This window comes from Psychromonas ingrahamii 37 (assembly GCF_000015285.1).
Classification (GTDB): domain Bacteria; phylum Pseudomonadota; class Gammaproteobacteria; order Enterobacterales; family Psychromonadaceae; genus Psychromonas; species Psychromonas ingrahamii.
The window spans coordinates 3866710-3889224 of sequence record NC_008709.1 but is presented as its reverse complement, the minus strand read 5'-3'; the positions used below and the strand labels follow the sequence as shown (position 1 = coordinate 3889224).

General features: G+C 38.6%; 19 protein-coding genes. 11 read left to right on the top strand and 8 right to left on the bottom strand.

Features of this window, described 5'->3' with window-relative positions; genetic code table 11:
* Both PING_RS16265 and PING_RS16260 read left to right on the top strand, forming a co-directional pair.
* Window positions 1–1248: an ABC transporter permease gene (locus tag PING_RS16265; RefSeq protein ID WP_011771400.1), complete on the top strand. Its 1248-nt coding sequence runs from the start codon at window positions 1–3 to the stop codon at window positions 1246–1248.
* The gene (locus tag PING_RS16260; protein ID WP_011771399.1) at window positions 1248–3011 is read left to right on the top strand and encodes a dipeptide ABC transporter ATP-binding protein; all 1764 of its coding nucleotides are present in this window, start codon (window positions 1248–1250) and stop codon (window positions 3009–3011) included. Before PING_RS16265 ends, PING_RS16260 begins: the two co-directional genes overlap by 1 nt.
* 252 nt (window positions 3012–3263) lie before the next feature.
* On the opposite strand, the gene PING_RS16255 is transcribed toward PING_RS16260, so the two are convergent.
* The 3 genes from PING_RS16255 to PING_RS16245 all read right to left on the bottom strand — a co-directional run bounded on the left by PING_RS16255 (window position 3264) and on the right by PING_RS16245 (window position 5596).
* Entirely contained in the window at window positions 3264–3866 is a 603-nt protein-coding gene (locus PING_RS16255; protein ID WP_011771398.1) for a thiol:disulfide interchange protein DsbA/DsbL, read from the bottom strand.
* A gap of 101 nt (window positions 3867–3967) precedes the next feature.
* Window positions 3968–4372, bottom strand: coding sequence for a hypothetical protein (locus tag PING_RS16250; protein WP_041766627.1), 405 nt, complete (start codon window positions 4370–4372; stop codon window positions 3968–3970).
* A 363-nt stretch (window positions 4373–4735) separates the two neighbouring features.
* Entirely contained in the window at window positions 4736–5596 is an 861-nt protein-coding gene (locus PING_RS16245) for an SDR family NAD(P)-dependent oxidoreductase (protein ID WP_011771396.1), read from the bottom strand.
* A gap of 684 nt (window positions 5597–6280) precedes the next feature.
* Here PING_RS16245 and PING_RS16240 point away from each other — a divergent pair.
* Both PING_RS16240 and PING_RS16235 read left to right on the top strand, forming a co-directional pair.
* A complete protein-coding gene (locus PING_RS16240; protein ID WP_011771395.1) occupies window positions 6281–7138 on the top strand; it encodes a PKD domain-containing protein in 858 nt (285 codons plus the stop codon).
* Window positions 7139–7148: 10 nt separating this feature from the next.
* Window positions 7149–8489, top strand: a complete 1341-nt coding sequence (locus PING_RS16235) for a YfaP family protein (protein ID WP_011771394.1) — start codon at window positions 7149–7151, stop codon at window positions 8487–8489.
* A 430-nt stretch (window positions 8490–8919) separates the two neighbouring features.
* Here PING_RS16235 and PING_RS16230 read toward each other — a convergent pair whose 3' ends face one another.
* Complete coding sequence (locus PING_RS16230; RefSeq protein WP_011771393.1) at window positions 8920–9849, bottom strand: AEC family transporter; 930 nt, start codon at window positions 9847–9849, stop codon at window positions 8920–8922.
* 1381 nt (window positions 9850–11230) lie between these two features.
* Between PING_RS16230 and PING_RS16225 the strand changes: the two genes are divergently transcribed.
* The 6 genes from PING_RS16225 (at window position 11231) to PING_RS16200 (ending at window position 17118) form a co-directional block, all read left to right on the top strand.
* Window positions 11231–12310 (top strand): TRAP transporter substrate-binding protein, encoded by a 1080-nt coding sequence (locus PING_RS16225; RefSeq protein WP_011771392.1) that lies wholly within the window; start codon window positions 11231–11233, stop codon window positions 12308–12310.
* 181 nt (window positions 12311–12491) lie between these two features.
* Complete coding sequence (locus tag PING_RS16220; protein ID WP_011771391.1) at window positions 12492–13097, top strand: TRAP transporter small permease subunit; 606 nt, start codon at window positions 12492–12494, stop codon at window positions 13095–13097.
* Window positions 13094–14467 carry a TRAP transporter large permease gene (locus tag PING_RS16215; protein ID WP_011771390.1) on the top strand — a complete coding sequence of 458 codons (1374 nt, stop codon included), beginning with the start codon at window positions 13094–13096 and terminating at the stop codon, window positions 14465–14467. Before PING_RS16220 ends, PING_RS16215 begins: the two co-directional genes overlap by 4 nt.
* A 705-nt stretch (window positions 14468–15172) precedes the next feature.
* Entirely contained in the window at window positions 15173–15373 is a 201-nt protein-coding gene (locus PING_RS16210; RefSeq protein ID WP_011771389.1) for a hypothetical protein, read from the top strand.
* 5 nt (window positions 15374–15378) lie between these two features.
* Complete coding sequence (locus PING_RS16205) at window positions 15379–15726, top strand: hypothetical protein (RefSeq protein ID WP_011771388.1); 348 nt, start codon at window positions 15379–15381, stop codon at window positions 15724–15726.
* A 636-nt stretch (window positions 15727–16362) separates the two neighbouring features.
* Complete coding sequence (locus PING_RS16200) at window positions 16363–17118, top strand: NUDIX domain-containing protein (protein ID WP_011771387.1); 756 nt, start codon at window positions 16363–16365, stop codon at window positions 17116–17118.
* Between the two features lie 71 nt (window positions 17119–17189).
* Here PING_RS16200 and PING_RS20745 read toward each other — a convergent pair whose 3' ends face one another.
* From PING_RS20745 to PING_RS16185, 4 genes are all read right to left on the bottom strand, one after another.
* Window positions 17190–17330 (bottom strand): hypothetical protein, encoded by a 141-nt coding sequence (locus PING_RS20745; protein ID WP_198134717.1) that lies wholly within the window; start codon window positions 17328–17330, stop codon window positions 17190–17192.
* Between the two features lie 577 nt (window positions 17331–17907).
* Window positions 17908–18618 (bottom strand): riboflavin synthase, encoded by a 711-nt coding sequence (locus tag PING_RS16195; RefSeq protein ID WP_011771386.1) that lies wholly within the window; start codon window positions 18616–18618, stop codon window positions 17908–17910.
* Window positions 18619–18733: 115 nt separating this feature from the next.
* Window positions 18734–19006, bottom strand: a complete 273-nt coding sequence (locus PING_RS16190; protein ID WP_041766625.1) for a hypothetical protein — start codon at window positions 19004–19006, stop codon at window positions 18734–18736.
* A gap of 204 nt (window positions 19007–19210) precedes the next feature.
* Window positions 19211–19447, bottom strand: coding sequence for a hypothetical protein (locus tag PING_RS16185; protein WP_041766623.1), 237 nt, complete (start codon window positions 19445–19447; stop codon window positions 19211–19213).
* 1199 nt (window positions 19448–20646) lie between these two features.
* Between PING_RS16185 and PING_RS16180 the strand changes: the two genes are divergently transcribed.
* On the top strand, window positions 20647–22473 hold the full coding sequence (locus tag PING_RS16180) for a putative bifunctional diguanylate cyclase/phosphodiesterase (RefSeq protein ID WP_011771385.1): 1827 nt from the start codon (window positions 20647–20649) through the stop codon (window positions 22471–22473).
* The last annotated feature ends 42 nt before the right edge of the window (window positions 22474–22515 follow it).

The following is a 22515-nucleotide window of genomic DNA, read 5'->3' as shown; positions in this document are numbered from 1 at the left end:
ATGATAAGCAGTGTATTAGCCCGTTTCGGGCCAAAAGTTAAAAAATCGCAGGATGAATCTTACTATACAGCAGGCCAGCTGGCATTAATTAAAGCCCGCTTTATGCGTAAAACCAGCGGCGTGGTTGCGGGTTGGGTGCTTGCCTCAATCATTATGGTGAGTTTCTTTGCGCCGTTCTTTGCGCCAATAGATCCGACCATTCGTGGTGCTGATACTAACTATCAACGCGGTGCACCGCAAGCTTTTTACTTCTGGGATGAACAGGGTATTTCCTTACGTCCCTTTACTTACACCTACAGTAAAGATAAACCTAAGATTGATTTTATGGCGCTGGCGGGTAGTGGTGGATTGGCGGCATTGGATGCGCTGACTTCCAGTGGTGCTTTGAGTTCTTCCGCGCAGAACAAATATAACATAGATGAGCAGCAGCGCCGTTATGTGCAGTTCTTTGTTAAAGGCTGGGAATATAGTCTGATTGATTTCAGTATTGCAGGCCTTAATCTGGATCTTCGTTGGGATAGGCACTTGTTCGGCGTTGAGCAGGGAGAAATTCACCTGATGGGCACCGATCAGGACGGTAAAGATGTCTTTAGCCGTACCCTGCATGCCGTATGGATTACGGTGAGTATTGCCGTGGTGGCTTTGATTGTTAAGCTGTTTACTTCCTTGCTGGTGGGCGGTATCAGTGGTTACTTTGGCGGGCGTGTTGATGCGGTATTAATGAGCTTTACTGAGGCGGTACGCGTTATCCCCTCAATCCCTGTTTATTTGGCCTGTGCTGTTGCATTATCAAGCATGGATCTTACCGCAGTGCAGCGTTACTTTGCGATTGCTGTGGTTATCGGTGCACTGGACTTTGCGACATTAGGGCGGCGTTTGCGCACCCATATTCTGACCGAGCGTAATCAGGACTATGTATTGGCTGCACAGCTCTGCGGCTCAAGCAGCTGGCGGATTATCTGGCGTCATCTGATACCCAGTTTTAGCAGTTATATTATCGTCGATACCTTAATCAATTTTCCTTACGTTATTCTGGCCGAAACCAGCCTTAGTTTTCTGGGACTCGGCTTAACTGAACCGGTTAACAGTCTGGGTGTATTACTGCAAAAAGCACAGGATCCGGACATCCAGCAAAATATGATCTGGCAGTTCTTTCCAGTACTGGTTTTTGTGGTGTTAATTATGGCTTTTGTGTTTGTGGGGGACGCCTTGCGTGATGCCGCAGATCCTTATTCGGAGAAAAAATAATGATAATGAATAATAAAAGCATGAACAGTAACTTACTTGAAATTCGCAATCTTGGTATCGATTTCAATACCGATGAGGGTTTAATGCGCGCGGTTGACGGTATTGATCTTAATATTCGTCCCGGTGAGGTAATGGGGTTGGTTGGCGAGAGTGGTTCTGGTAAGTCAATTACCGCCAAAAGTATTATGCAATTATTGCCGGGTAACGCCATTATTGCGCCTCAGAGCGAACTGCGAATTCGGCACGACAGTCAGGATATCGATATTCTGAAACTCCGTGGTCGGGATTTACGTAAAGTGCGCGGCGGTTTGGTTTCCATGATTTTTCAGGAGCCCATGGCAAGTTTTGCACCGGCGATTCGTATTAGTGACCAGATAGTCGAAACCATGCAGATTCACTTGGGTTATAGCCGTGATAAGGCGCGCCGGGTGGGCATAGAATTATTTGAACGTGTTGGTATCGTTGACCCAGCTAGGCGGTTTGACCAGTACGTATTTGAATTATCCGGCGGTATGCGTCAACGCGCCATGATTGCGATGGCATTATCGACCAAGCCTAAATTACTGATTGCTGATGAGCCGACTACCGCCTTAGATGTAACAATTCAGGCACAAGTGCTGGACTTGATGCGCGAGTTACGCGAGGAAATGGGAATGGCTATGCTGTTTATTACCCATGATCTGGGCGTTATTTCAAAGATTGCCGATAACGTGACAGTAATGCGTCAAGGCAACATTGTTGAGGCGGGTAATGCAGACCAAGTATTGTTCCAGCCACAGCATCATTATACCCAGCGCCTGCTGGCGGCTTTACCTAACCTCGATAACCTGCCTGAAGCGCCAAAGGAAAAACCACAGCCGCTGCTGAGTATTAATAACTTATCAATCAGTTACCCATTAGGTGGAAGCAGCCATAAACAGGAAATGTTTAAGGCGGTCAAAAATATCTCGTTGGATCTCCCCGAAGGGCAAATTATCGGTTTGGTGGGTGAAAGCGGCTCAGGTAAAACGTCTTTAGGTAAAGCCCTGTTAGGAGCTGCACCTATCAGTGAGGGAAGTGTTAAATATCATAACACCAAAAAGAAGGTTCATTTTGGTGCCAACAAACGTTTAAAGCGTAAGCGTTTATCAAAAACAGCCCAGATGGTATTTCAAGATCCGCACAGTTCGCTAAATCCGCGCATGACCATTCGGGACATTATTGCTGAGCCTTTGGAAGCCATGAAATTAACCTCCAGCAGAGAAGAAACCGATCGACGTATAATAGAAGTAGCAAAACGCTGCCATATTGAAGTTGCGCATTTACGGCGTTTTCCCCATGCTTTTTCGGGTGGACAAAGACAGCGGATCAGCATTGCCCGGGCACTAGTCTGTAAGCCCAAATTTATTGTGGCTGATGAATCAGTGGCAGCCTTGGATGTGTCGATTCAGGCTGAAATTCTCGCTTTGTTAAAAGAGCTAAGGACAGAGTTAGGTCTGACTATTTTGTTTATCTCCCATGACCTGAGTGTGATTGCTAATTTATGTGATTGGGTTTGTGTAATGAAAGACGGCTCAATGGTTGAACAGGGAACGGTGCGCCAGATTTTTCTTAAACCCCAGCAGCCTTATACTCAGACATTAATCGCTTCTATTCCGTTGTTAGAATCGCCACAGGCCCAGCTTGAACCTTTTCCGGAATATACCGCGCCAAAGGCGCAGCGGCAGGGCCCTTTTATAATGAAAGATAACCAAGAGCAGACTATTGGGAGAAAGCGTGCTTAACAGGGGGGAAGTGTTTATTTATAATCAACTATTAGAAAAATAAGCCGTGATGGATCAAAACCAGTAAACAGGTTTTAGATCCATTATGCCCAAGGGATAATTCGGCTTAAAAAGAGTTCTATCTTGCTGAGATGAATGCCCTAAAAAAATGGACAATGCTAATCAAGAATTGGAAAGCGGCCTTCAATTGCTTCTGAAGACCGCAGTTACGCAGTATTATTTACCGGGGCATTTAGCTTTATTAGCCCGGTATTATTTCTTCAGTAAGAAGTTAACTAACTCCATATACTTATCTTGTGAGTTAATACTTTCATCTGGAGTAATATGGTACTTATTGTTTACAATCACTGCTGGAACACCTCTTAACCCCGCATTTTTGAACTCTTTATCAAAGCGTCTCTGCATAGAATCAACCACAAAACCATTAAAGGCCGCATCAAATTTCGATGCTTCAACACCGTTATCAATAAAAAGTTGGCGCAATTCTTTATCATTACGAGGTGTCTGCTTAAGATCATGAATCTGTCTAAACATAACAGGAATCATCTTTTCTTCGACCTCTAGCACCACCATAGTAGCATAAGCTTTTGCCATTGAGACGCCCATGCTGCCACCCATAAATGAAACGTGCGTCTTCTGTAATTTAGCATTATCAGGAAGACGTTCTTTTACCTGTCTGATAAAAGGTTCAAAGTTGTTACAATGAGGACAGTAGAAGGAAAAGTATTCTGTTACTACAGGCTGAGAAGAGGGTTGAGTATCCAGTACCTGATATTGTTGGCCTTCTGTAAATTGGGCTGCGTGCGCTGCAAAGCTAAGTAGCAGAGTGATAATAAGTGCGAAATTTTTTTTCATGATTATTGTCTCTTAAAGTATTTGTGTTTTTTATTACAATCTCTTCAAATCAGAGATTTTACCCTGATTGGTGAGCATATTAGATTTCTTAAATGGAGACGTTATCCGATTGGAGGGCGGTATAATATTTCAGAGAATGAGTGCGGATTTCCCATCGGCTCGTCTATCATTAATGATCGAGAGAATGCCTGTATTTTGTGCAGTTTTGCAACTGCTGTTGCCGGAAATAGCGTAACAACGTTTATTAAGCGCTCGCACTGCTGGGGTGTTTTTGAATTGACATTGATGGTTTTAATAACGTCATGCCATGCCTGCCGACACTTTTGTCTGATTTCTAATTTATTATAGTATTTACAAGCAAGGACGGGTGCGTCCATTTTGAATAGGGAAGCACTACCAATATTGGCATAAGTGAAGTTATTAGCTAATCCAACAGCAAATACAGATGTTAGCAGGGCAACTACAAGTAGATAACAAATAAATAGATTACGACGAAAAAATAACATCAATTCACACTTGCAAGACGGATAGAAAATTAGAGTTAAAAAGCCTTCAATAAAGAAGGCGTTAGCTATTATTACTTATACTATCGAATATAATAAAAAGATTAAAGCGTTTTCACTTGCCTACTGAACAACATTTTGAGGTTAGCAATATAACCCATTAATTTTAAACTTCTATAAAAAAGCCTTAAGCAGTTAAACAGCTTGAGGCAACAATATAAACTGAAAATTTTATGTCCTGCCTTTTCTCTTCTTTAATTTTTTATCAAAATAGTTGGACAGCCATCTAATTGACTAAAGGCTAATTGCTGGACAGATGTGGAGCGTCCATATATGTCCACGATTTATCGTAATGGTCTTTACAGACTAACGCTTACCGTTTCCACCCGCTTTAATAAGTAGAATGTCTAAAAGTCGGTTCGGTAAAAATCGCTTTAACAATGCAAAAGCGATAGTGGGTACGGTAACTCTATAGCGAATTTTAGGCTGTGATTTTTGCAAAACATGTAGCACACATTTGGTCACGGCTTCAGGCCCTAGCGTAAAGGGTGCGCTTGGTCCAACGGTTTCTAAGCGAGTGACCATGGCTTCATAACTGCTTTGATGGGCGCTGCCTTGTCGAGGAATCCAACGCTTAAACTGCTCGAAGGCATTTTTTCTGAAATCAGAAATAATTGCTCCCGGTTCAATTAAACTCACCTTAATATTATCTTTTTTAACTTCAAGCCTTAAGGTGTCCGCAAAGCCTTCAATTGCAAATTTGCTGGCATTATATGCACCACGATACTGCATGGCTGCAAAGCCTAAAATAGAACTGTTATAAATAATTTTTCCGCCACCTTGTTTACGCATAATAGGCACAACTAAATTGGTCAATTCCTGGGTACCAAACACATTGGTTTGAAACTGATACTCCATTGCTTGACGGCTTAAATCTTCAACGGCACCCGGTAGCCCGAATGCGCCATTGTTAAATAACAGGTCGATTTTTCCTTGGGTTTCTAAAAGGACTTTCTCTAAAGCAGATTTGATTGATTGGCTATCGGCTAAATCGAGCTGCAGGCAGGTAAGGCCTTGATTGTTTAATCGCCTGACATCTTTTTGCTTTCGACACGTAGCAATTACCTGATAGCCCATTGATTGTAGGTGTTTGGCACAATGATAACCGATGCCCGTTGAGCAACCTGTGATAAGGACTTTAGTCGTAGAAGGTGAGTGTGTTGTCATGTGTAAGACTCTCAATTTAATAGGGTAAATGGATGATAAGAAATTTAACTTGTTAATACCAAAAGAACTAAAAAGGTGATTATCCTTGCTGGTTAAAATTATTCCTAACTGCGTTGTGAGTTTTATTCAGAACATCCTGTTCTTCACCACTTCCTGGTCAGATAAAGCTGTTCAAAATTGTTCCATACAATTTTGTGAAGGAGAATAACGATCGAATGCAACTTTAGTATTAATTTTTCCTTCGCAATTATTGATCACTTCATTAATTCTTTTGGTATAGGGGTTTAATTTAAACCCCTTAATAAATTGGCAGTTAAACAACTTGAAAACATAAATAGTTGGACAGATGTGGAGCATCCAACTATGTCCACAATTGTTCTTCACCGCTTTGTCTTTGGGAAATATTAAATTTAACCTGATCACATTTATTGATACCAACGGAAAAAAAGGCTCTGCTCCTGAGCGCTCTTGTCAGCCTTTATATTTATATGTAATGCTTTGTAAATATTAAGGTTATAATTATTTTGACATTTTTATAACTGATTGTAACTTATAAAAACGACAATAATAAAATGGAACATAGACAAACAAATATTTACATAAACCTATCTTCTGACTAACCTTTTGGTCAATTAAAAGTATGAATAAAGTGTTTTTACATTTAATGATAAAAGGAATTATATTATGAAAAAAACGGCAATAGCCATGATGATCAGCAGTCTTCTGCTAAGTGCGTGCGATGACTTAAAATCTGAAGATAATGCCCCAAAGTCGGCACTTGAAAATGCCCTTATAACGCCACAAACCTCCCCCGACAAGATAGCCCCAATCGCTTCCTTTACACTGGCAAATGATATAACTGAGCGTGCTGAATTTTATTTCGATGGCTCAGCTTCCAGCGATTCCGATGGTGCTATCTCCACATACAACTGGACAATCGACTTGGGACGATACAACGGTGACAACATTTACTTTAGTCAAAATAGTCAAAAAAAGACGAGCGCTACCCTCACTGCAGGAGAGCTTACGGAAGATATTACAGCCACTATTACCTTAACGGTCACTGATAATGATAATTCTACCGGTCAAATATCGAAGACCATTATTATCCGTGAACTTGATGTTGCTCTGCTCCCTCCTATGCCGGCAAATCCAAAGTCAGGATTAACCGGCACAGACGCCGATGGCGATGGCGTTAGAGATGATTTAGAAATCGCTATTTATAATCTCTACCCACTTTCCAAAGATAATAGAGAGGTGTTACGTAATACTGCAGTGGTCTATCAAGATGTCCTTATTGCCGGTGACTCCCTTGATGATCTGGATGACGGGGACGCCTCCGAAAAAATAGCAAAACTCGCTGCTTGTTATAACCTACATACTGAGCTTAATGGCCTTCAAGAGGTAGCAAAAATAAGGGCACTGACCTTTAACACTCAAGAGCGCTTAGCTGCATACGAAAAGTTCAAGGTGGGTCGAAACGGTACAGCACAAAGAACCGTAGAAGCGACTTTTGATGAATGCAGACTGCCTCAGCATTAAGGATAATATTATGAAAAAAAGATCATTATTGTTTCCTGCATTGTTGTGTGCGAGTTTAACCACCCCCTCATATGCAATGCTAAACGGCTGCGTTGACACAACAGACGCGGATAAAAAAACAGCCGTTTATTTTGCAAACGGTATTTTAACAAGCCCATATGCAGCTGAGAATATGGCTTTCAAAATGGGTATAGCCTATAAAAATCAATTTAAGAATCTACATGAGGACTCATCCTATGAGTTCTCCGATGCCTACAATTATTCTCAAGGTAAACTCACTGATATCGCACAGGTTCTCCAACAAAAAATGGATGAAGAAGGAGTTGCAGGAATCAGTGGATATCAAATCTATGAGCTTATTTCCTCCGGTCTTAATAACGATCCTATCCGCGCAGTATTGGCCGCTTTTCTATCAACAACCACAAATGCTATTTATACGGATGCCTTACTTGAAGAGCTTGGTGAGTTAATGACTTCAGCATCCGTAGAAGCAATTGCAGATAGTCTTATGGTGAACTCTGAACATATAGGACTTTATGAAGCGAATCTGATTGCTGGAAAACGTGTTCTTATTATGCCGCACAGCCAGGGTAATTTATTCACTAACAATGCTGTCGCTGCAGTTAAAACTCGTCAACCAGATTGGGCTGACAGTATTGACTATTTTGGCATCGCAAATCCAGCCGCCTTAACTGTCGGTGGAGCGGGGTATGTAACGGCAGATGATGACAGAGTCATTGGCATTTTGAGCCTGATGGAAAATGTATTAGCGAGCAATTTAGATAACGACCCGAGCGCACTTCCCAGTTTTTTTGGGGGAGATTCCCGATCAAACACAAATCACTTGATTGTTGAAGACTATTGGGATGCTCGTTTAGCATCACGAGCTGTTATTGATACCAACATGCTTCGCCTTGCACAAAATACCCCTTTCCCGCTTCAGATTGCCGGGACAGGTGCTATCCGCGCTTCATTATCCTGGGGTGGCCAACCTGACGTTGACTTGCATGCCTATGAACCCAATGGCCGACATGTATATTATCGCAGCAAAACAGGTGACGATGGAATACTTGATGTCGATGATACATCTGGTTTTGGACCTGAAAACTATACAGTCGCATGCGAAAGCGTCAATGCGGGGACATATCAAATAGGTGTTAACTACTTTAGGGGAAATGCTACAGAAACTGCCAAAGTGACTGTCTTTCTGGGTGATGGCAGAACTATCACACCGCGAGAGCTGATGCTTAATCAAGCAGAAGGCAGTTATGGTAATGACAACCCGGCAACCATGTTTGAAATCACAGTCACTGATGATGGGGAGGGTAATGCAATTTATAGCGTTCAATAAATTGCCTCTAAAAATTTGAATATGAAAATAATAATAGTATAAATATTAATAGGTTATATTGAAATTGCCTTACCATAAAGCAGGATAGCGAGCGTTAATCTCTCGTTATCCTCTTAATCTCTCGTTATCCTCTTAATCTGCCGGTAGGTGATTAATCTGTTGCCTTCTAAACGGTAAATTCGTTATGAATATTAGTTCTGCGCCGGCTTCATTACCAAAATAATGGCTGAATTAAACAGATATTAATAATTTAAATAATGAGGTAAAACATGAAAGTGATTAACCGGATGTAAGATCTTTAACACCTGCCAACACCCTTTGAAATAACAGCGCAATCAGATGCTCATTTAACCCCGCCAATCAGCTAGAAACCGACATAGAATACGTTTTTATTCTTCCTATACTCAGACCTGTTAAGAAGTGGCAAGACTCAAAAAGTACCTAAAAACAGGGCGATCATAACCGGAATGGTGACAATAGAAATCGCTGTGCTGATAACCACTGCCAGGGCTGCTTTTTCAGGGTGAACATTTAAAAGTGACGCCACTGCTACGGTATTGCCTGCCATGGGAGGAATGGCAAAAAGAAACATTACTTTATAGAGATCAGAATTGAAAAAGTTGAAATAATAAGCATCAATCCAAATGATAATAAGAACGCAGAGAGGATAAATAAGAAATTTAATAGTAAATGCAAAAGTCATAAACATTTTGTCTATCCCAACATTTCCCAGGCCTTTAAGGCCCATACCTATCATCATCATCCCTAAAATTGCATAGGCTCCTTTGAAATAATCAAGATAATCAAGAAGGTTTGTATTTAACTCTATGTTTGAGACATTAAAAATCAATCCCAAAACCAGTGCATAGATAGAAGGGAGTTTAGCCACTTTTACCAGGCTTTGATTGATTGTGTAGTGGCCTTTTGCAACGACAAAAAAGCCAACAGTACTCTCATAAAGCAAGGACGCGAGCACAGTAAAAATATAAATATTTGCTAGCTCTTCACTTAAAATCATAATGGCCAAAGGAATACCAAAGTATCCGGTATTTCCAGTTCCTGCCGAAAAAGCTAAAATATTTTTGGTGTTATCGGAGAAAAAGTTTTTACTTATTCTCAATGTCCCAAGAGCCAAGAAACTATTGAGAATAAAAAGCAGTATAGGCAGCATAATGACTGCTAAATTTAACTGCACTTTGTATGAAGCCATAAAAATAACTACAGGGCCAATGAGATAGATCAGCAAAGAGGCGATACCATCACGCTCTCCTCTTAGATAACGTGAAAAGAGATATCCTAGGGCTATTGTGATGTAAAGCGGTAGTATCTTTAGCCCTAAGGCGGTTGCTAATTCAAACATTTTAATCCTAATTTTTTTTCAGAAGCGAATATTTTGTTATTGCTAGCGGCTATTTAGGATTTGCTTTTTTGAGGAAGTAAAGCACGCGCATCCATTGTTATTTTTCGTTTTTAATTAATCTCTTAGATTCAAATAAGTTGTGCACAATTTTAATCGCTAGAAAAATGGTCGCTCAAATATAACAGGTCTGAGTCAAAAAAAAATATTAAAAAGCTTAATGTGAGTCAATCTATGATGAGCAGAGAGCCATCTCGTCATACAGATCAAGACAAGTTAAAAACTCTAAAGCCGCTAAAAGAAGAACAAGTCTCAGTAAATTTATCGATATTAAACACTAAGATAAAATGAAGCCCTGAGTATATTTCTGCTTGGCTTGATGAAAACAATCCCTTTTCCATTAGACATAAAAGCATTTATCAGAATCTTTGCTCAGATAATAAAAATGGTGGTAATTTTTTCAAAAATCTGTGGGGAAAAAGATAAATCTAGCCATCACGCATTAAAGATAAACAGGCAGAGGCTTTATAAAGAATGCTATCAATATTGATGATCGGTCATAAGTTATTGCAGCAGGGTTATTGATTGCGAGATAGCTAAGAGACCGAGTGATTATTATTTAATGGAAAACGAGTTTCACCGTGTCGACACCTGCAGATAATAAATCAGAGAAAACGGTAACTGCGGTAATTGTTGAGGTGATGGGTGCCAAACTAAAATAGCTAAAAAATACTGTACAAAGGTGGTGAATCTTTATTACCCGCCAAAGGTAATCGGATCAGATGAGAATCTGCATAGCATGATTTATTTTCTATCAATCAGCTGGAAGATAAAAAATGAAACATACTATACTAAGTAAGATGGGTAATTTAATGTTTGAAAGGTTCGCTTTAACCCTGCTTGGGTAAGGCAATTTTAGATCTGAAAAAAGGGGGAACCACAGCCTTTAAATTTTATATTAGCTAAGCAGAGCTTTCAAATGTATCAAGAGAGCATTGATCTGTAGAGAATAAATCACGCTGGCAGTTAGATTTATTATTTAATGAAGATGCTTGTTGAATTAGATAAAAGCATTCAATCAAAAACTTGGCAATGGTACAACATGCAAGTTTAAGCTTGCTGAAAAGGTAAAGAATTTTCAGGCTGAGTAAAGAAAAATACAAGCAGGAAAATCAACAAAATGATGTGTACTGCAAAAAGCGGGTGTCAGGGTTTTGCTGATTTGAATGCAAATTCATATCAATTATTCAGTTTTGTGAACCTGAGCATTCTTGGTTTTAAACTTTGTGTTAAATTCTTGCTTAATATGGGGTGGTGCACATTTTTATAAAATTAATGCCTATTTTATATATCTATAGTATCAGTAAAACAATAAGGATAAAAGATGAATATATTAAAATGTAAATCGACAAAGCTAGCGATAGCTTCGGTACTGTTAGCAGGACTGACGGCAACCTCTTTTGCTGCAGAGAGAGTTTATACTTGGAAGTTGGCAACAACTTGGGGACCGACACTATCACCCTTTATTGATGCTCCACACCAGATGGCTAAGCTGGTTGAAGAGATGTCTGATGGCAGACTAATCATTAGAATAGATGCATCAAATAAGCATAAAGCAGCATTTGGTGTTTTTGATATGGTTAAAGGTGGCCAATATGATATGGCACACAGCGCATCATATTACTGGAAAGGTAAAGATATTAACACCTTACCTTTTACAACAATGCCTTTTGGTATGACGACACCTGAACAATACGCCTGGTTCTATGAAGGTGGCGGAATGGAACTTATGCAAAAAGCCTACGCACCTCATAATATTTTGTCATTTCCAGGTGGAAACACTGGGAATCAGATGGGCGGATGGTTTAGAAAGGAAATTAAGACGCTGGACGATTTGGATGGTCTGAAGATGAGGATCCCTGGATTTGCTGGTGAGGTAATGGCGAAACTAGGTGTTGCTGTTACCAACATTCCATCGGGTGAACTATACACTTCACTAGAACGTGGTGTTCTTGACGCACTGGAATGGGTTGGTCCTGGCATGGACGTAAATATGGGCTTTCATAAAATAGCGCCGTTTTATTATACAGGTTGGCATGAACCAGCGACAGAGCTACAGTATTTAGTCAATGAGAAAAAGTTTGATAGATTACCAAAAGATTTACAAGTAATTTTGAAAACTGCCATGAAACTTAGCGCATATGATATGTATATTAAAAACTATGCAATGAGTGCTGAGGCATTGTCTGAGATGGATACTAAATATCCAAATATTAAAGTAATGACTTTTCCAAAACCGGTTATGGATGCTATGAAAAAAGCTAATAGTGAGTTAATAGCTGAAATAACTAAAGACAACCCACTATTAAAAGAAGTGATAGATTCACAATTGGCTTTCCAGAAAAAAGCGAGAGCGTGGACTATTATGTCTGACTACAATTATTTAAAAGATAACTTGGAATAATATAAGTACAGTCTCCTTTATGTAAGGGGACTGCTCATTTTTATAAATTGAATGAGCGAACATTTTTATGAATCGAATGAGCATAATAATATTATACTCATTCGATTTTTTACAGTAGGCAAAGGATTTTTATTTTGTTAAAACCTGACACGATATTACAGTACCCCAAAGGAGTTTTATTTTGTTAAAACTTGAGAAGCTATTTGATAAATTTGCAGATGGTATTGGAATCATTACATCTATTGCTATGGTGTTAATGATTCTAAATGTATTTTATGATGTTATTACAAGGTATGTTTTTAATACAAGCAGTATTGGCATGCAGGAGATGGAGTGGCATCTTTTTTCAGTTATCATCTTGCTGGGCGTGGCTTATACGCTAAAAGATGATGGACATGTCAGGGTTGATATCATTTATGATAATCTTTCATATAGAAAGAAAGCGATGATAAATATGCTTGGCGCTATTTTCTTTATCTTACCTATCTCGCTGCTGGTTGGCATCAGTTCGATTGACAATGCTGTTTCCGCTTATGCTTCCATGGAACAAAGTGGTAACCCCGGTGGATTACAATATAGATGGATTGTCAAAGCATTAATTCCACTTTCATTTCTTTTATTAATTATTACATCGGTAGGTTTTTTTATAAAAAATTTAAATGTATACAATGGATTGCACCCCTTAGAAATGGATAGAATCAGACACGAAGCTGAAGATATTAAGCATGATCTTGATGAACATAAGCACCACATTGTAGATATTGATGAAAAAGGAGAGTCAAAATGATTGGCATCTCAATGTTTTTTACGGCGCTGCTTCTGTTACTGATCGGATTCCCTGTTGCTTTCACATTTGCGGCTGTTGCTGTGTTTTTTGGCATGATCGCAGGTATCGTAGAAATTTATTCTTACGGCGGATTTGATGCCGGGCTGATATCTGGTCTTATTGAGGGACTCAATGAAGGCGTAGCGATGTTTGGCTATATGCCATATCGCATTTTTGCAATACAGCAAAATACAATTTTAATGGCTATTCCTATGTTTATCTTTATGGGCATAGTGTTACAAAAAACAGGACTTGCTGAAAAACTTTTAGAGTCCATGGGCTTTCTATTTGGTGAGATTCGAGGTGGGATAGCAATTTCAACTGTGTTGGTGGGCTCTTTATTAGCGGCATCCACCGGTGTTGTTGGCGCATCTGTTGTGGCGATGGGAGTGATTTCACTTCCGGTTATGATGAAATATAAATACAGTACAGAATTAGCCACAGGGACTATCTGTGCGTCGGGTACGCTTGGACAAATAATTCCTCCTTCAATAGTACTGATTATTCTTGGGGATGTGTTTCAAGTTCCGGTAGGAGATCTTTTTAAAGCGGCTGTATGGCCAGCACTAACGCTGGTTGCATCGTATATTGTCTATATATTGATAGTTTCCTATATTAAAAAAGATGTCGCACCCGCAATTCCTGCTGATCCTAGTCGTGGATCAAAGAAGAAACAGGTATACAAAGCGCTTATTGATATCATTCCATCACTCACCCTGATTATTTTAGTGCTTGGTTCGATTTTTGGAGGCATTGCAACGCCAACGGAATCTTCAGCTGTCGGATCAATTGGAGCGGTCGGTTTAGCTTTGATGTATAAAACTTTTTCAATAGACATGATAAAAATGGCAGCACAGGAATCTGTCAAGATAACATCGATGGTTTTTGCTATTTTAATCGGGGCGACTGCCTTTTCAATGGTATTTTCTTATACTGGCGGAGAAGAGATAGTTACCGAGTTTATGAATAATCTGCCTGGTGATAATAAGACTTCATTTATTCTCTTTACCATGCTTGCTATCCTGATTTTAGGGTTCTTTATCGATTTTGTTGAGATATCCTATATTATAGTGCCAATTATAGTGCCAATAGCAGCAGCTTTAGGAATAAACCCCGTATGGTTTGCAATATTGATTGCGATGAATTTACAAACGTCATTTTTGACCCCGCCGTTTGGATTTTCACTGTTTTATTTAAAAGGTGTTGCACCTCCATCGGTGAGTACAGTGCAAATTTATAGAGGTGTAATACCCTTTATACTGATACAAATTGTTGTATTAGGTGTTCTCGCTTTTTATCCAGAATTCTTTGGTATTGACTCAATGATGTAATAGTTAGCTTTAGGTAATTATAGAGCTAGATTTAAGTCATTAAATCTAGCTCTACTTTTCTGTTATTATTGTTGTTACTTATATAAATACTCTCAAAAGCCATTCTATTTTAATTCTGTAAAACTCCCCACAAAAACTAACATTATCCCAAAAGAAATTAAATTATGATCTTAATTAATAGTTGAAGGCTTTATACCTTTTTGCAATGTGATCATTTAATTATTGCTTTTGGTCTTTATGAATCTAGCCTAGCCGAGTGTGGAATGTTTTTATCCGCGATCTAGAAAGAGTGTAAACACTCTGTTCAAGCGATTGAATTGACATAGGGAATTAATTAATGAAATAGGTATTATGTTATCGGTAGGGTGCATTCTATGCACTGTAAGCAGTGGCAATAGGTGCACAGATTGGACTCTGAAAGATATGCGATTGTTCTCATGGATAGTGCTGGTAGGCCCTTAAATAAGGCCGTTATTAAATTTGATAATTTATCAATGATGCACCTTCCCTTATTTGCCAGCGCTAAATCCAATTGAACAGGTGTGGGCATCATTAAGATAATAAGAGGTTTTAAAAGGTTTGGTCGCCCGCTTTTTATCCCCAGAGATTGACTTCATAGGCACTTGGTTTATAGTTAATTCGGCTTAATCAAGTCGATGGCCGACACCGCAGTAACAATAATCCAACCTTTATAAGGGAACTCTTATGGCAGATCCAAAATCATGGCCTGATATGGCAATTGATATTTACGACAAGCTAACTGGGCGTGGCGCCGAAATTACCTACGCTTTTGAAGACATGGAAATCTCTATTCCAAGTGGCACCGGTGATGATGTTACCCATGCAAAATGGAAAATTAATGGTGCTATTAAAATCAGCAGCCGGGATACTTCCAAGGGGAGCTAGCTGCAATGAGCGCTCCACTGGATGTATCCGCACAGCTGTCGTTGACTAATGAGAATGGCAAAACGATTTTACTGAGTGCGGAAAAAGAAATCATCACGGTAACGCTACCCAGTCTGTGGGTCGGTCGCCCGATTTTACGGCAGCTCAGCAATCGTGGGCAGCGCACCCGGATGATAGAAAATGTCCATGGCGGTCTGAAGCTTACCGATTTGGTGATCGAATTTCGAATTGCTGATCGTGTCATTGCTCTGATCGCTCCACAGTCCGATTCTGGCTTAGTTTCTCGAATGCTGGGGGTTGGGCCTGTAGAGCTGAAAATAGTTCCAATCCTACTCTCTTTGTTCAAAAGATAACCTCCACACCTTGACTGCATTTCAGAGCATGCCACGCCACAGACCTTAGTATTTTTGCTGTCCTAACTAAGGTCTGTTGACTTTTTATGTCTAAATTTTGAACCGTCTGGTTATTTTTCATCATTATTTCCTCGAAAAATCAACAAATGAACAGTAGCAAGCCACCATACCAATAATAATATTAATGGATAAACAGCAGATAAAATTATTGCTAAAAGCTGTGACAGTCATTTAACAAAAATTTATTTAGCTGACGACAAATATCAAATATTGTTCATTCTGAAGAACGGATCAATCACTCTTAAATTATCTTGTTTTCTTGCAGGTAAAGGCGATGATAGTGAACAGGTGAGAGACCATGTACGAGCACTGGGTGTAATTCTGATGAGTCCTAGCAAAACAGCAATCATAAAGACAATGATGACATTGACTGGTGCCCGTATAAATATGGGTACTTAGTTGACTGCGTCTTTGAAAGAATTAAAAAATTTCTAGCAAGCGTAGAAAAATACGATAAATCAGAGCGAAACTATGCGAATATAGTTGCCTTAGCTTTCACTCTCATGCGGTACTAAACAATTATTGAGTAGCAAAGATCAACTGGCACCAGTGAATAACACTTTGAAGGATTTGTCTATGAACTATCTTAATTCCACTAACAATCAGTATGGTGGAACTTATGTCTCCCCAAAGAATCTCCCTGACAGCAGTGATGCTTTTGTATCACAACTCAACGAGTCATTAAAAATTTGGCAGACCCAGAAGATTAAAGTTGTGTGGATTAAGATTCCCAATGCGCGTGCCAAGTTATTGCCGCTGTTATATCAGGCAGGCTTTATGAATCACCATTGTGATGTGAATTTCATGATGTTGACTTTAAGGTTAGAAGACGGGGCCGTTATTCCGCCTTTTGCTAAACATACTATTGGCGTTGGAGGACTCGTTATTAATGACAATAACGAGTTGCTAACAGTCAGGGAAAAAGACCACATTAAAACTCATCCTCACAACTGGAAGTTTCCAGGGGGGATGTTAGACCCCTATGAGCATATCGAAGATGGTGTTATACGAGAAGTGCTTGAGGAAACCAATATTCAAACCGAGTTCCATAGTTTTATCGGTTTTAGGCACCACCACCAGGGGCAGTTCAATACATCCAACATCTATGCCGTGTGTCGCCTCAAGCCGCTAACATTGGATATAACTATTCAGGAAAGTGAGATTTTTGACGCTAAATGGTTTCCGATTGATGATTATCTGGCTGACGAGAAAATTGGTAAATATAACCATCATATTTTACAGAGCGCACTGAAAAATCAGGGGCTAGAAAGCATTAATTTGCCCGGTTATATGTCATCGGTTCAAGATTACGAAGTGTTTATAACGCAATAATCAGGTAAGCTCTCTGATCCGTCAAACAGGTTTTATCCCTGTTAATAGCAAACTCTTCCAATTCTTGCACCCTAGTTTCGAGCCCATTCTTTCTTTTTGAAAGTTTGGGCTTCTCTGTGTATCATTGCTCCGTTCTTTTTAACAATCACGCTTGCTTTAAAACAAGCTTCACCGTTTGCAAGTGTGCGTATTTGTATTGAAAATGATGCCATTCGTCCTACTCCAATGAGGGGGACAAATGGCGTGCTGTACAACGAAATCGATGATAATTCAATGCAATTCAACGTAAAACTAGTATATAGAAAAGTGAGCAATACCAATGATAAACCCAGATACCACCTGCATTTACCCTTCAAACCGTTTCTCCATAGCGCCGATACTCGATTGGATACACTTTTAATCTATTGCTGGTCTTTGTGATTTTAAGGGGGACTATGGGGGAATCTGTATTTTGAGGGGTGCTGGGGGTACTGAGGGAAGTCAGCTATAGTTATAGCTCCAATCATCTGCATTACTGATCAACACCACCTCAATTCTGATTCATCTATAACGTAAAACGCAGTTATTCTGGTCTAATTGAACTAGACACTTTATAAAAAGTAATATTACACGTGTAAAAGTAAATTTTCAGATCGCAAAGGAGCCGTTTGCGAGTTAGCTTTCTAAGGTGCAAAGGGGCACAAAGTACCCTAGGGAAATTTACAGCCATACACAACAGAGGCTACCATCTGGTAGCCTCTAAAAATGCATATAACGGGCGTTATGGTAAATAATAGCGTGTTATTAGTTCTATTTTTTTATAAGTAATTCAGGGCTATGACCTAATGAATTAACGTCAATACCTTGTTCTGTTAGTAACTTTTCGAACAATGGAAGTAAAGGGCCTAAACTTTCATGAAGTGTATCTCTTACAGTATCTACTATAACCTGAGTCCCACGCTCAATTTCAACATTGATATTATCTCCGACAATCTTGTCTTCGAATACAGTCATTCTACGAGTTTCTGGAATTAACCAAACTTCAAACCAGCCCTCTTGCTTATTTACTTGAGAAACAGTCAAACTTGCACCATTTAGTGCAATGTACCCCTTAGGGAAAATGTAACGACTCCACTCATTCGATAAACTTAAACGAATACAATAATTATCTTCAATCTGAATGATTTTTTCAATTGGCGTCTTAAAATCAACATGACCAGATAATGGATGCCCACCAATTTCAGCTCCATCCTTTGCAGCTCTTTCGACGTTTATATATGAATCGTTTTCATACTCACTTAAAGTGGTGATCAAAAGACTTTGTAAAATAATATCAAATTTAACTCTAACCTCTGAAATTATTTCTGTTACTGTTAAACAAACACCATCAACAGCGACACTCGCCCCAATTTCTAAATTATTACAAAACCCAACCTTGAAATCGATAATAAACGTTCTAATACCATTTTCATCACTAACGTCAGCAATATTCGCTATAGACTGAACTATTCCTGTAAACATAAACTCTCTCATTTTGAAAAATTAAAGATATAGAACGAACCGATTTATTAAGCAGAAAATTTCTGCATGTGCCAAAAGTAACATTTAATATCTATTAAATGTTACTTTTGGCACTCTATTTTTTGTGCATGAAATACCGCTTATGGTGAATAGCTGTTATTTTTAAAAAACGGACTTTAGAATCGAGCAACGCGAAGTTTTTAGAATCCTTATTTATGATTGAATCGTCTAAGTACTGTTCTGTATTAAATTTGTTTTTTGCATATTCTGATTTTGCTTGACGTAAATCCTGTTCAAAAACTGCGATTGCCCGGTCTTTTACGTTTACTGAAAAATTCGATTTAGATTTAATTCTTAAGATTGCTTTGCATTTACGGATTATATTCATAGTTTAGAAATCCATTACACGTAATGAGATCAGATGCGTTATATCCGCATCTAAAATCCTTAATTGTTATTTAATACCACAAAAATCATGCATCAATTAGTGTTGTTTTTACTGACAGCTCGTTAATATAAGAGGTATCTTATGCGCCCTAAAAGACTTTTTTTTAATAGTCTTTTAGGGTGAACAAGACGCCTTTATTTTTTATTAATCTTTCTCTTGGATAAATTCATCAATCTTGGTGATCTCTTCCATAGTTGGTTTGTAGGGGTGCATGTTTAGTTTATTAACCCAATCCATGAATTGATCTTCTGTTAGAGGTGTTGACTCACTTATCTCATCACTCCATAGATGGTAGACAAAAGAATGCTGATTAATTCTGAAAGCAATCATACGTTGCTCTCTATCAATAGGTTTTTGATTGAAATGTAAGTAAAAATTCATAGTCTTACCTCATGTAATACAAAGACTGTATTACGCATTAATTCAGATTTAAGATCAGTTTTTTTTATAAATTATTTAGATAAATCGAGCAATTCTTTATATGTGAAACAACCAATTGCAATCATCTACGGAATAACTCTTGGCATACCATAATACTTAATAAGTTATACCAAGTTTTCCAAATCCATATTTGGTTTAGTTGACAATAATTTTCAATTAATAATTACAGTGCAACTGTGTATTACTTGCACCGGGTTTATATGATTGGGTTTTCTAAGTGTCGTCTACCTATTATGGTAAGTAGCGACTTTTTCTTACATAAATAATGGTTTCATTATCAGATTTGAAAAAAGCACTTAAAACCAAGAGTCAATTAAGCTATATAACCTTAAAAATAGCAGGTTAAAAATTTGTTTTAATGACTGTTTTTCGAGCATAAAAGTGCTTTTTCCACTTGGTATTTTTTTCAAGCTCAAATAGCCAAATGAACCAGTTTCTTTTTTGTAGTGGGTAAGTGATACTGATCCAAATTTTATAAGTTTCTAACTTGCTTGGGGGGCGTTAGCGAGACAGGTCTCTAACTCGCAAAGGGGCACATTGCGCCTTACAAAAAAAGTGGCCAAATTCACTTGGGCACTACAACGATCCCTTCACAGGAGAAAGCGAGCATAGTACGATCTAATTTTTTACGCTAAAGGAAGCAAGAAAAAATGGGAGAGATAAGAGCCCTCCATTTGGTAAGTAGCATTCAAGTAACTTGTAAAATACTGCTTATGGAATAGTAGTTATTTCTAAAAAACGGCCTTTAGAATCGAATACTGACCGCTGAGAGGTTTTAAGAAGCCTCCCTTTATGTTCACTAAATCCCTTAACAACTTCACCGTATGTATCGTATAGTTTATAAATAAACCATTTAATATTGATTTGAAAAACATTATTCTTGATGATGGTTTATTCAAGCTAAATGATAGAACGGTAAATGCAGCGATATTAATACCTATTCTGAGAGCATAAAATAGCAATTTTGAAGTGTTGGGACACCAATACAAGAAATAAGGACCTTTTTTATCAAAGGTTATAGAATCTCTTTTACTGTAAGTAATAATAAAATTTTTGAATAGATGATTGCAAGAAAGTTAGGTAACAACAATACATTTAAAAAACGTATACATTACTTATAAATATAAAGGGTTAATATTATGAGTTTGGATGCCAATAAAAAACTGCTCTTTGAACATCAAAAGGCGGAAAAGCTCGCTGCTGAATTAGTCAGAGCCAATAAAAAATTGTTATTTGAGCATGAAGAAAAAGAAAAACTGGCTGCTGAGTTAATCATTGCCCGTGAATTTCGTATTGCTGCCATCATATTTGAATCTCAAGAAGGTATGCTTGTCACAGATGCTAATAAACATATTCTTCGTGTGAATAAGGCCTTTACTCGCATTTCAGGCTACAGTGCAGAAGAGGTTATTGGACAAACACCCAAGCTCTTTAGCTCAGGCCGACAAGACAAAGTGTTCTATAAGGCGATGTGGGACAGTATCAATACCACCAACACATGGGAAGGTGAAATTTGGAATCGCTGCAAAAATGGTGACATCTATCTAGGGCATATGACTATTACCGCAGTGAGAGACACGGGCAATATGATCTCTAATTATGTTGCTACGATCACCGATATTACGCTAAACAAAGCCGCCTTAGAAAAAATCAATAACCTCGCCTACTTTGATCAAATCACTCAGTTGCCAAATCGTCTTTTTTTAGTTGATAAGCTTAATCTCGCCCTAGCTGAAAGTGCCCACAGTAATCATCATGGTGCATTACTATTTATTGATTTAAACCAGCTTAAAATCATCCACAGCATCCACGGGTACAGTGTGAGAAATTTACTGTTAAAACAAGTATCCACTCGCTTAACTAAGATTGTAAGAAAAGCTGATACCATAGCCCGAGTAAGCGGTGATGAGTTCGTAATACTTTTAGAAAACTTGAGTCAGCAAAACATTGAAGTTACCACCGAAATCCAAAATATTGCTAAAAAAATTATTTTTTCATTAAATCAACCCTACCAGCTCAATATGTACAAATATCGCGGTACCGTCAGTATTGGCGCAACAATATTCAATGGGAATGAATTCGCATCGGAAAAACTGTTAAAGCAAGCTGATATTGCTATGCATCAATCTAAGGTCGCAGGGCGCAATCGCCTTTGTTTCTTTAATCAAACAATGCAAGAGGCTATTACAGCCCGTGCTGAGATGGAACAGAAACTACGCGAAGCGATTGAACACAATCAATTTCAGCTATATTATCAAATACAGGTTAGCAGTTCTGGTCAAGCATTAGGGGCTGAAGCCTTAATCCGTTGGCAGCATCCAGAAGATGGTCAGATTTCCCCCTTTAACTTTATACCTTTAGCCGAAGAAACCGGACTTATTTTACCAATAGGAGAATGGGTATTAAACACAGCCTGCGCTCAACTTAAAAAATGGCAACAAAACCCACTAACACAAGACCTTGTACTTGCTGTTAATGTAAGTGCTCTACAAATTCATCAAGAAGACTTTGTAGAGCAACTAAAAAGCATCCTGCAAAAGCATAAAATCACCCCTGAACGGCTTAAATTAGAACTAACTGAAAGTATGTTGGTAGAAAATGTCAGCGGCATTATTACTAAAATTAATACACTGAGAAAAATAGGTGTTTTATTTTCATTAGATGACTTTGGTACTGGTTATTCTTCTTTACAATATCTTAAAAAATTGCCAATCAATCAATTAAAAATAGACCAGTCATTTGTGCGAGACCTTATCACGGATACCAATGACAGAGCGATTGTACGCACCATCATTACCATGTCACATAATTTAGGTCTTAACGTTATTGCCGAGGGTGTAGAGACGGTAGAACAAAAACAATACTTATTGAGTGAAGGCTGTATGAATTATCAAGGCTACCTATTTAGTAAGCCCGTACCAATTGATGAGTTTGAAGCGTTGATTTTTCGTTTAAGTGATACCTGATTTTAAACAGTGAGGGTTACCAATGTTACAGAAAGTCCAAAC

Coding starts and splice junctions, on each gene's coding strand:
- PING_RS16255 (WP_011771398.1), bottom strand. CDS start 3,866: ATGAAAAAAAATTTCGCACTTATTATCACTCTGCTACTTAGCTTTGCA.
- PING_RS16240 (WP_011771395.1), top strand. CDS start 6,281: ATGAAAAAAACGGCAATAGCCATGATGATCAGCAGTCTTCTGCTAAGT.
- PING_RS16215 (WP_011771390.1), top strand. CDS start 13,094: ATGATTGGCATCTCAATGTTTTTTACGGCGCTGCTTCTGTTACTGATC.
- PING_RS16250 (WP_041766627.1), bottom strand. CDS start 4,372: ATGTTATTTTTTCGTCGTAATCTATTTATTTGTTATCTACTTGTAGTT.
- PING_RS16180 (WP_011771385.1), top strand. CDS start 20,647: ATGAGTTTGGATGCCAATAAAAAACTGCTCTTTGAACATCAAAAGGCG.
- PING_RS16225 (WP_011771392.1), top strand. CDS start 11,231: ATGAATATATTAAAATGTAAATCGACAAAGCTAGCGATAGCTTCGGTA.
- PING_RS16235 (WP_011771394.1), top strand. CDS start 7,149: ATGAAAAAAAGATCATTATTGTTTCCTGCATTGTTGTGTGCGAGTTTA.
- PING_RS16230 (WP_011771393.1), bottom strand. CDS start 9,849: ATGTTTGAATTAGCAACCGCCTTAGGGCTAAAGATACTACCGCTTTAC.
- PING_RS16205 (WP_011771388.1), top strand. CDS start 15,379: ATGAGCGCTCCACTGGATGTATCCGCACAGCTGTCGTTGACTAATGAG.
- PING_RS16245 (WP_011771396.1), bottom strand. CDS start 5,596: ATGACAACACACTCACCTTCTACGACTAAAGTCCTTATCACAGGTTGC.
- PING_RS20745 (WP_198134717.1), bottom strand. CDS start 17,330: ATGGCATCATTTTCAATACAAATACGCACACTTGCAAACGGTGAAGCT.
- PING_RS16185 (WP_041766623.1), bottom strand. CDS start 19,447: ATGAATTTTTACTTACATTTCAATCAAAAACCTATTGATAGAGAGCAA.
- PING_RS16195 (WP_011771386.1), bottom strand. CDS start 18,618: ATGTTTACAGGAATAGTTCAGTCTATAGCGAATATTGCTGACGTTAGT.
- PING_RS16260 (WP_011771399.1), top strand. CDS start 1,248: ATGATAATGAATAATAAAAGCATGAACAGTAACTTACTTGAAATTCGC.
- PING_RS16265 (WP_011771400.1), top strand. CDS start 1: ATGATAAGCAGTGTATTAGCCCGTTTCGGGCCAAAAGTTAAAAAATCG.
- PING_RS16190 (WP_041766625.1), bottom strand. CDS start 19,006: ATGAATATAATCCGTAAATGCAAAGCAATCTTAAGAATTAAATCTAAA.
- PING_RS16200 (WP_011771387.1), top strand. CDS start 16,363: ATGAACTATCTTAATTCCACTAACAATCAGTATGGTGGAACTTATGTC.
- PING_RS16210 (WP_011771389.1), top strand. CDS start 15,173: ATGGCAGATCCAAAATCATGGCCTGATATGGCAATTGATATTTACGAC.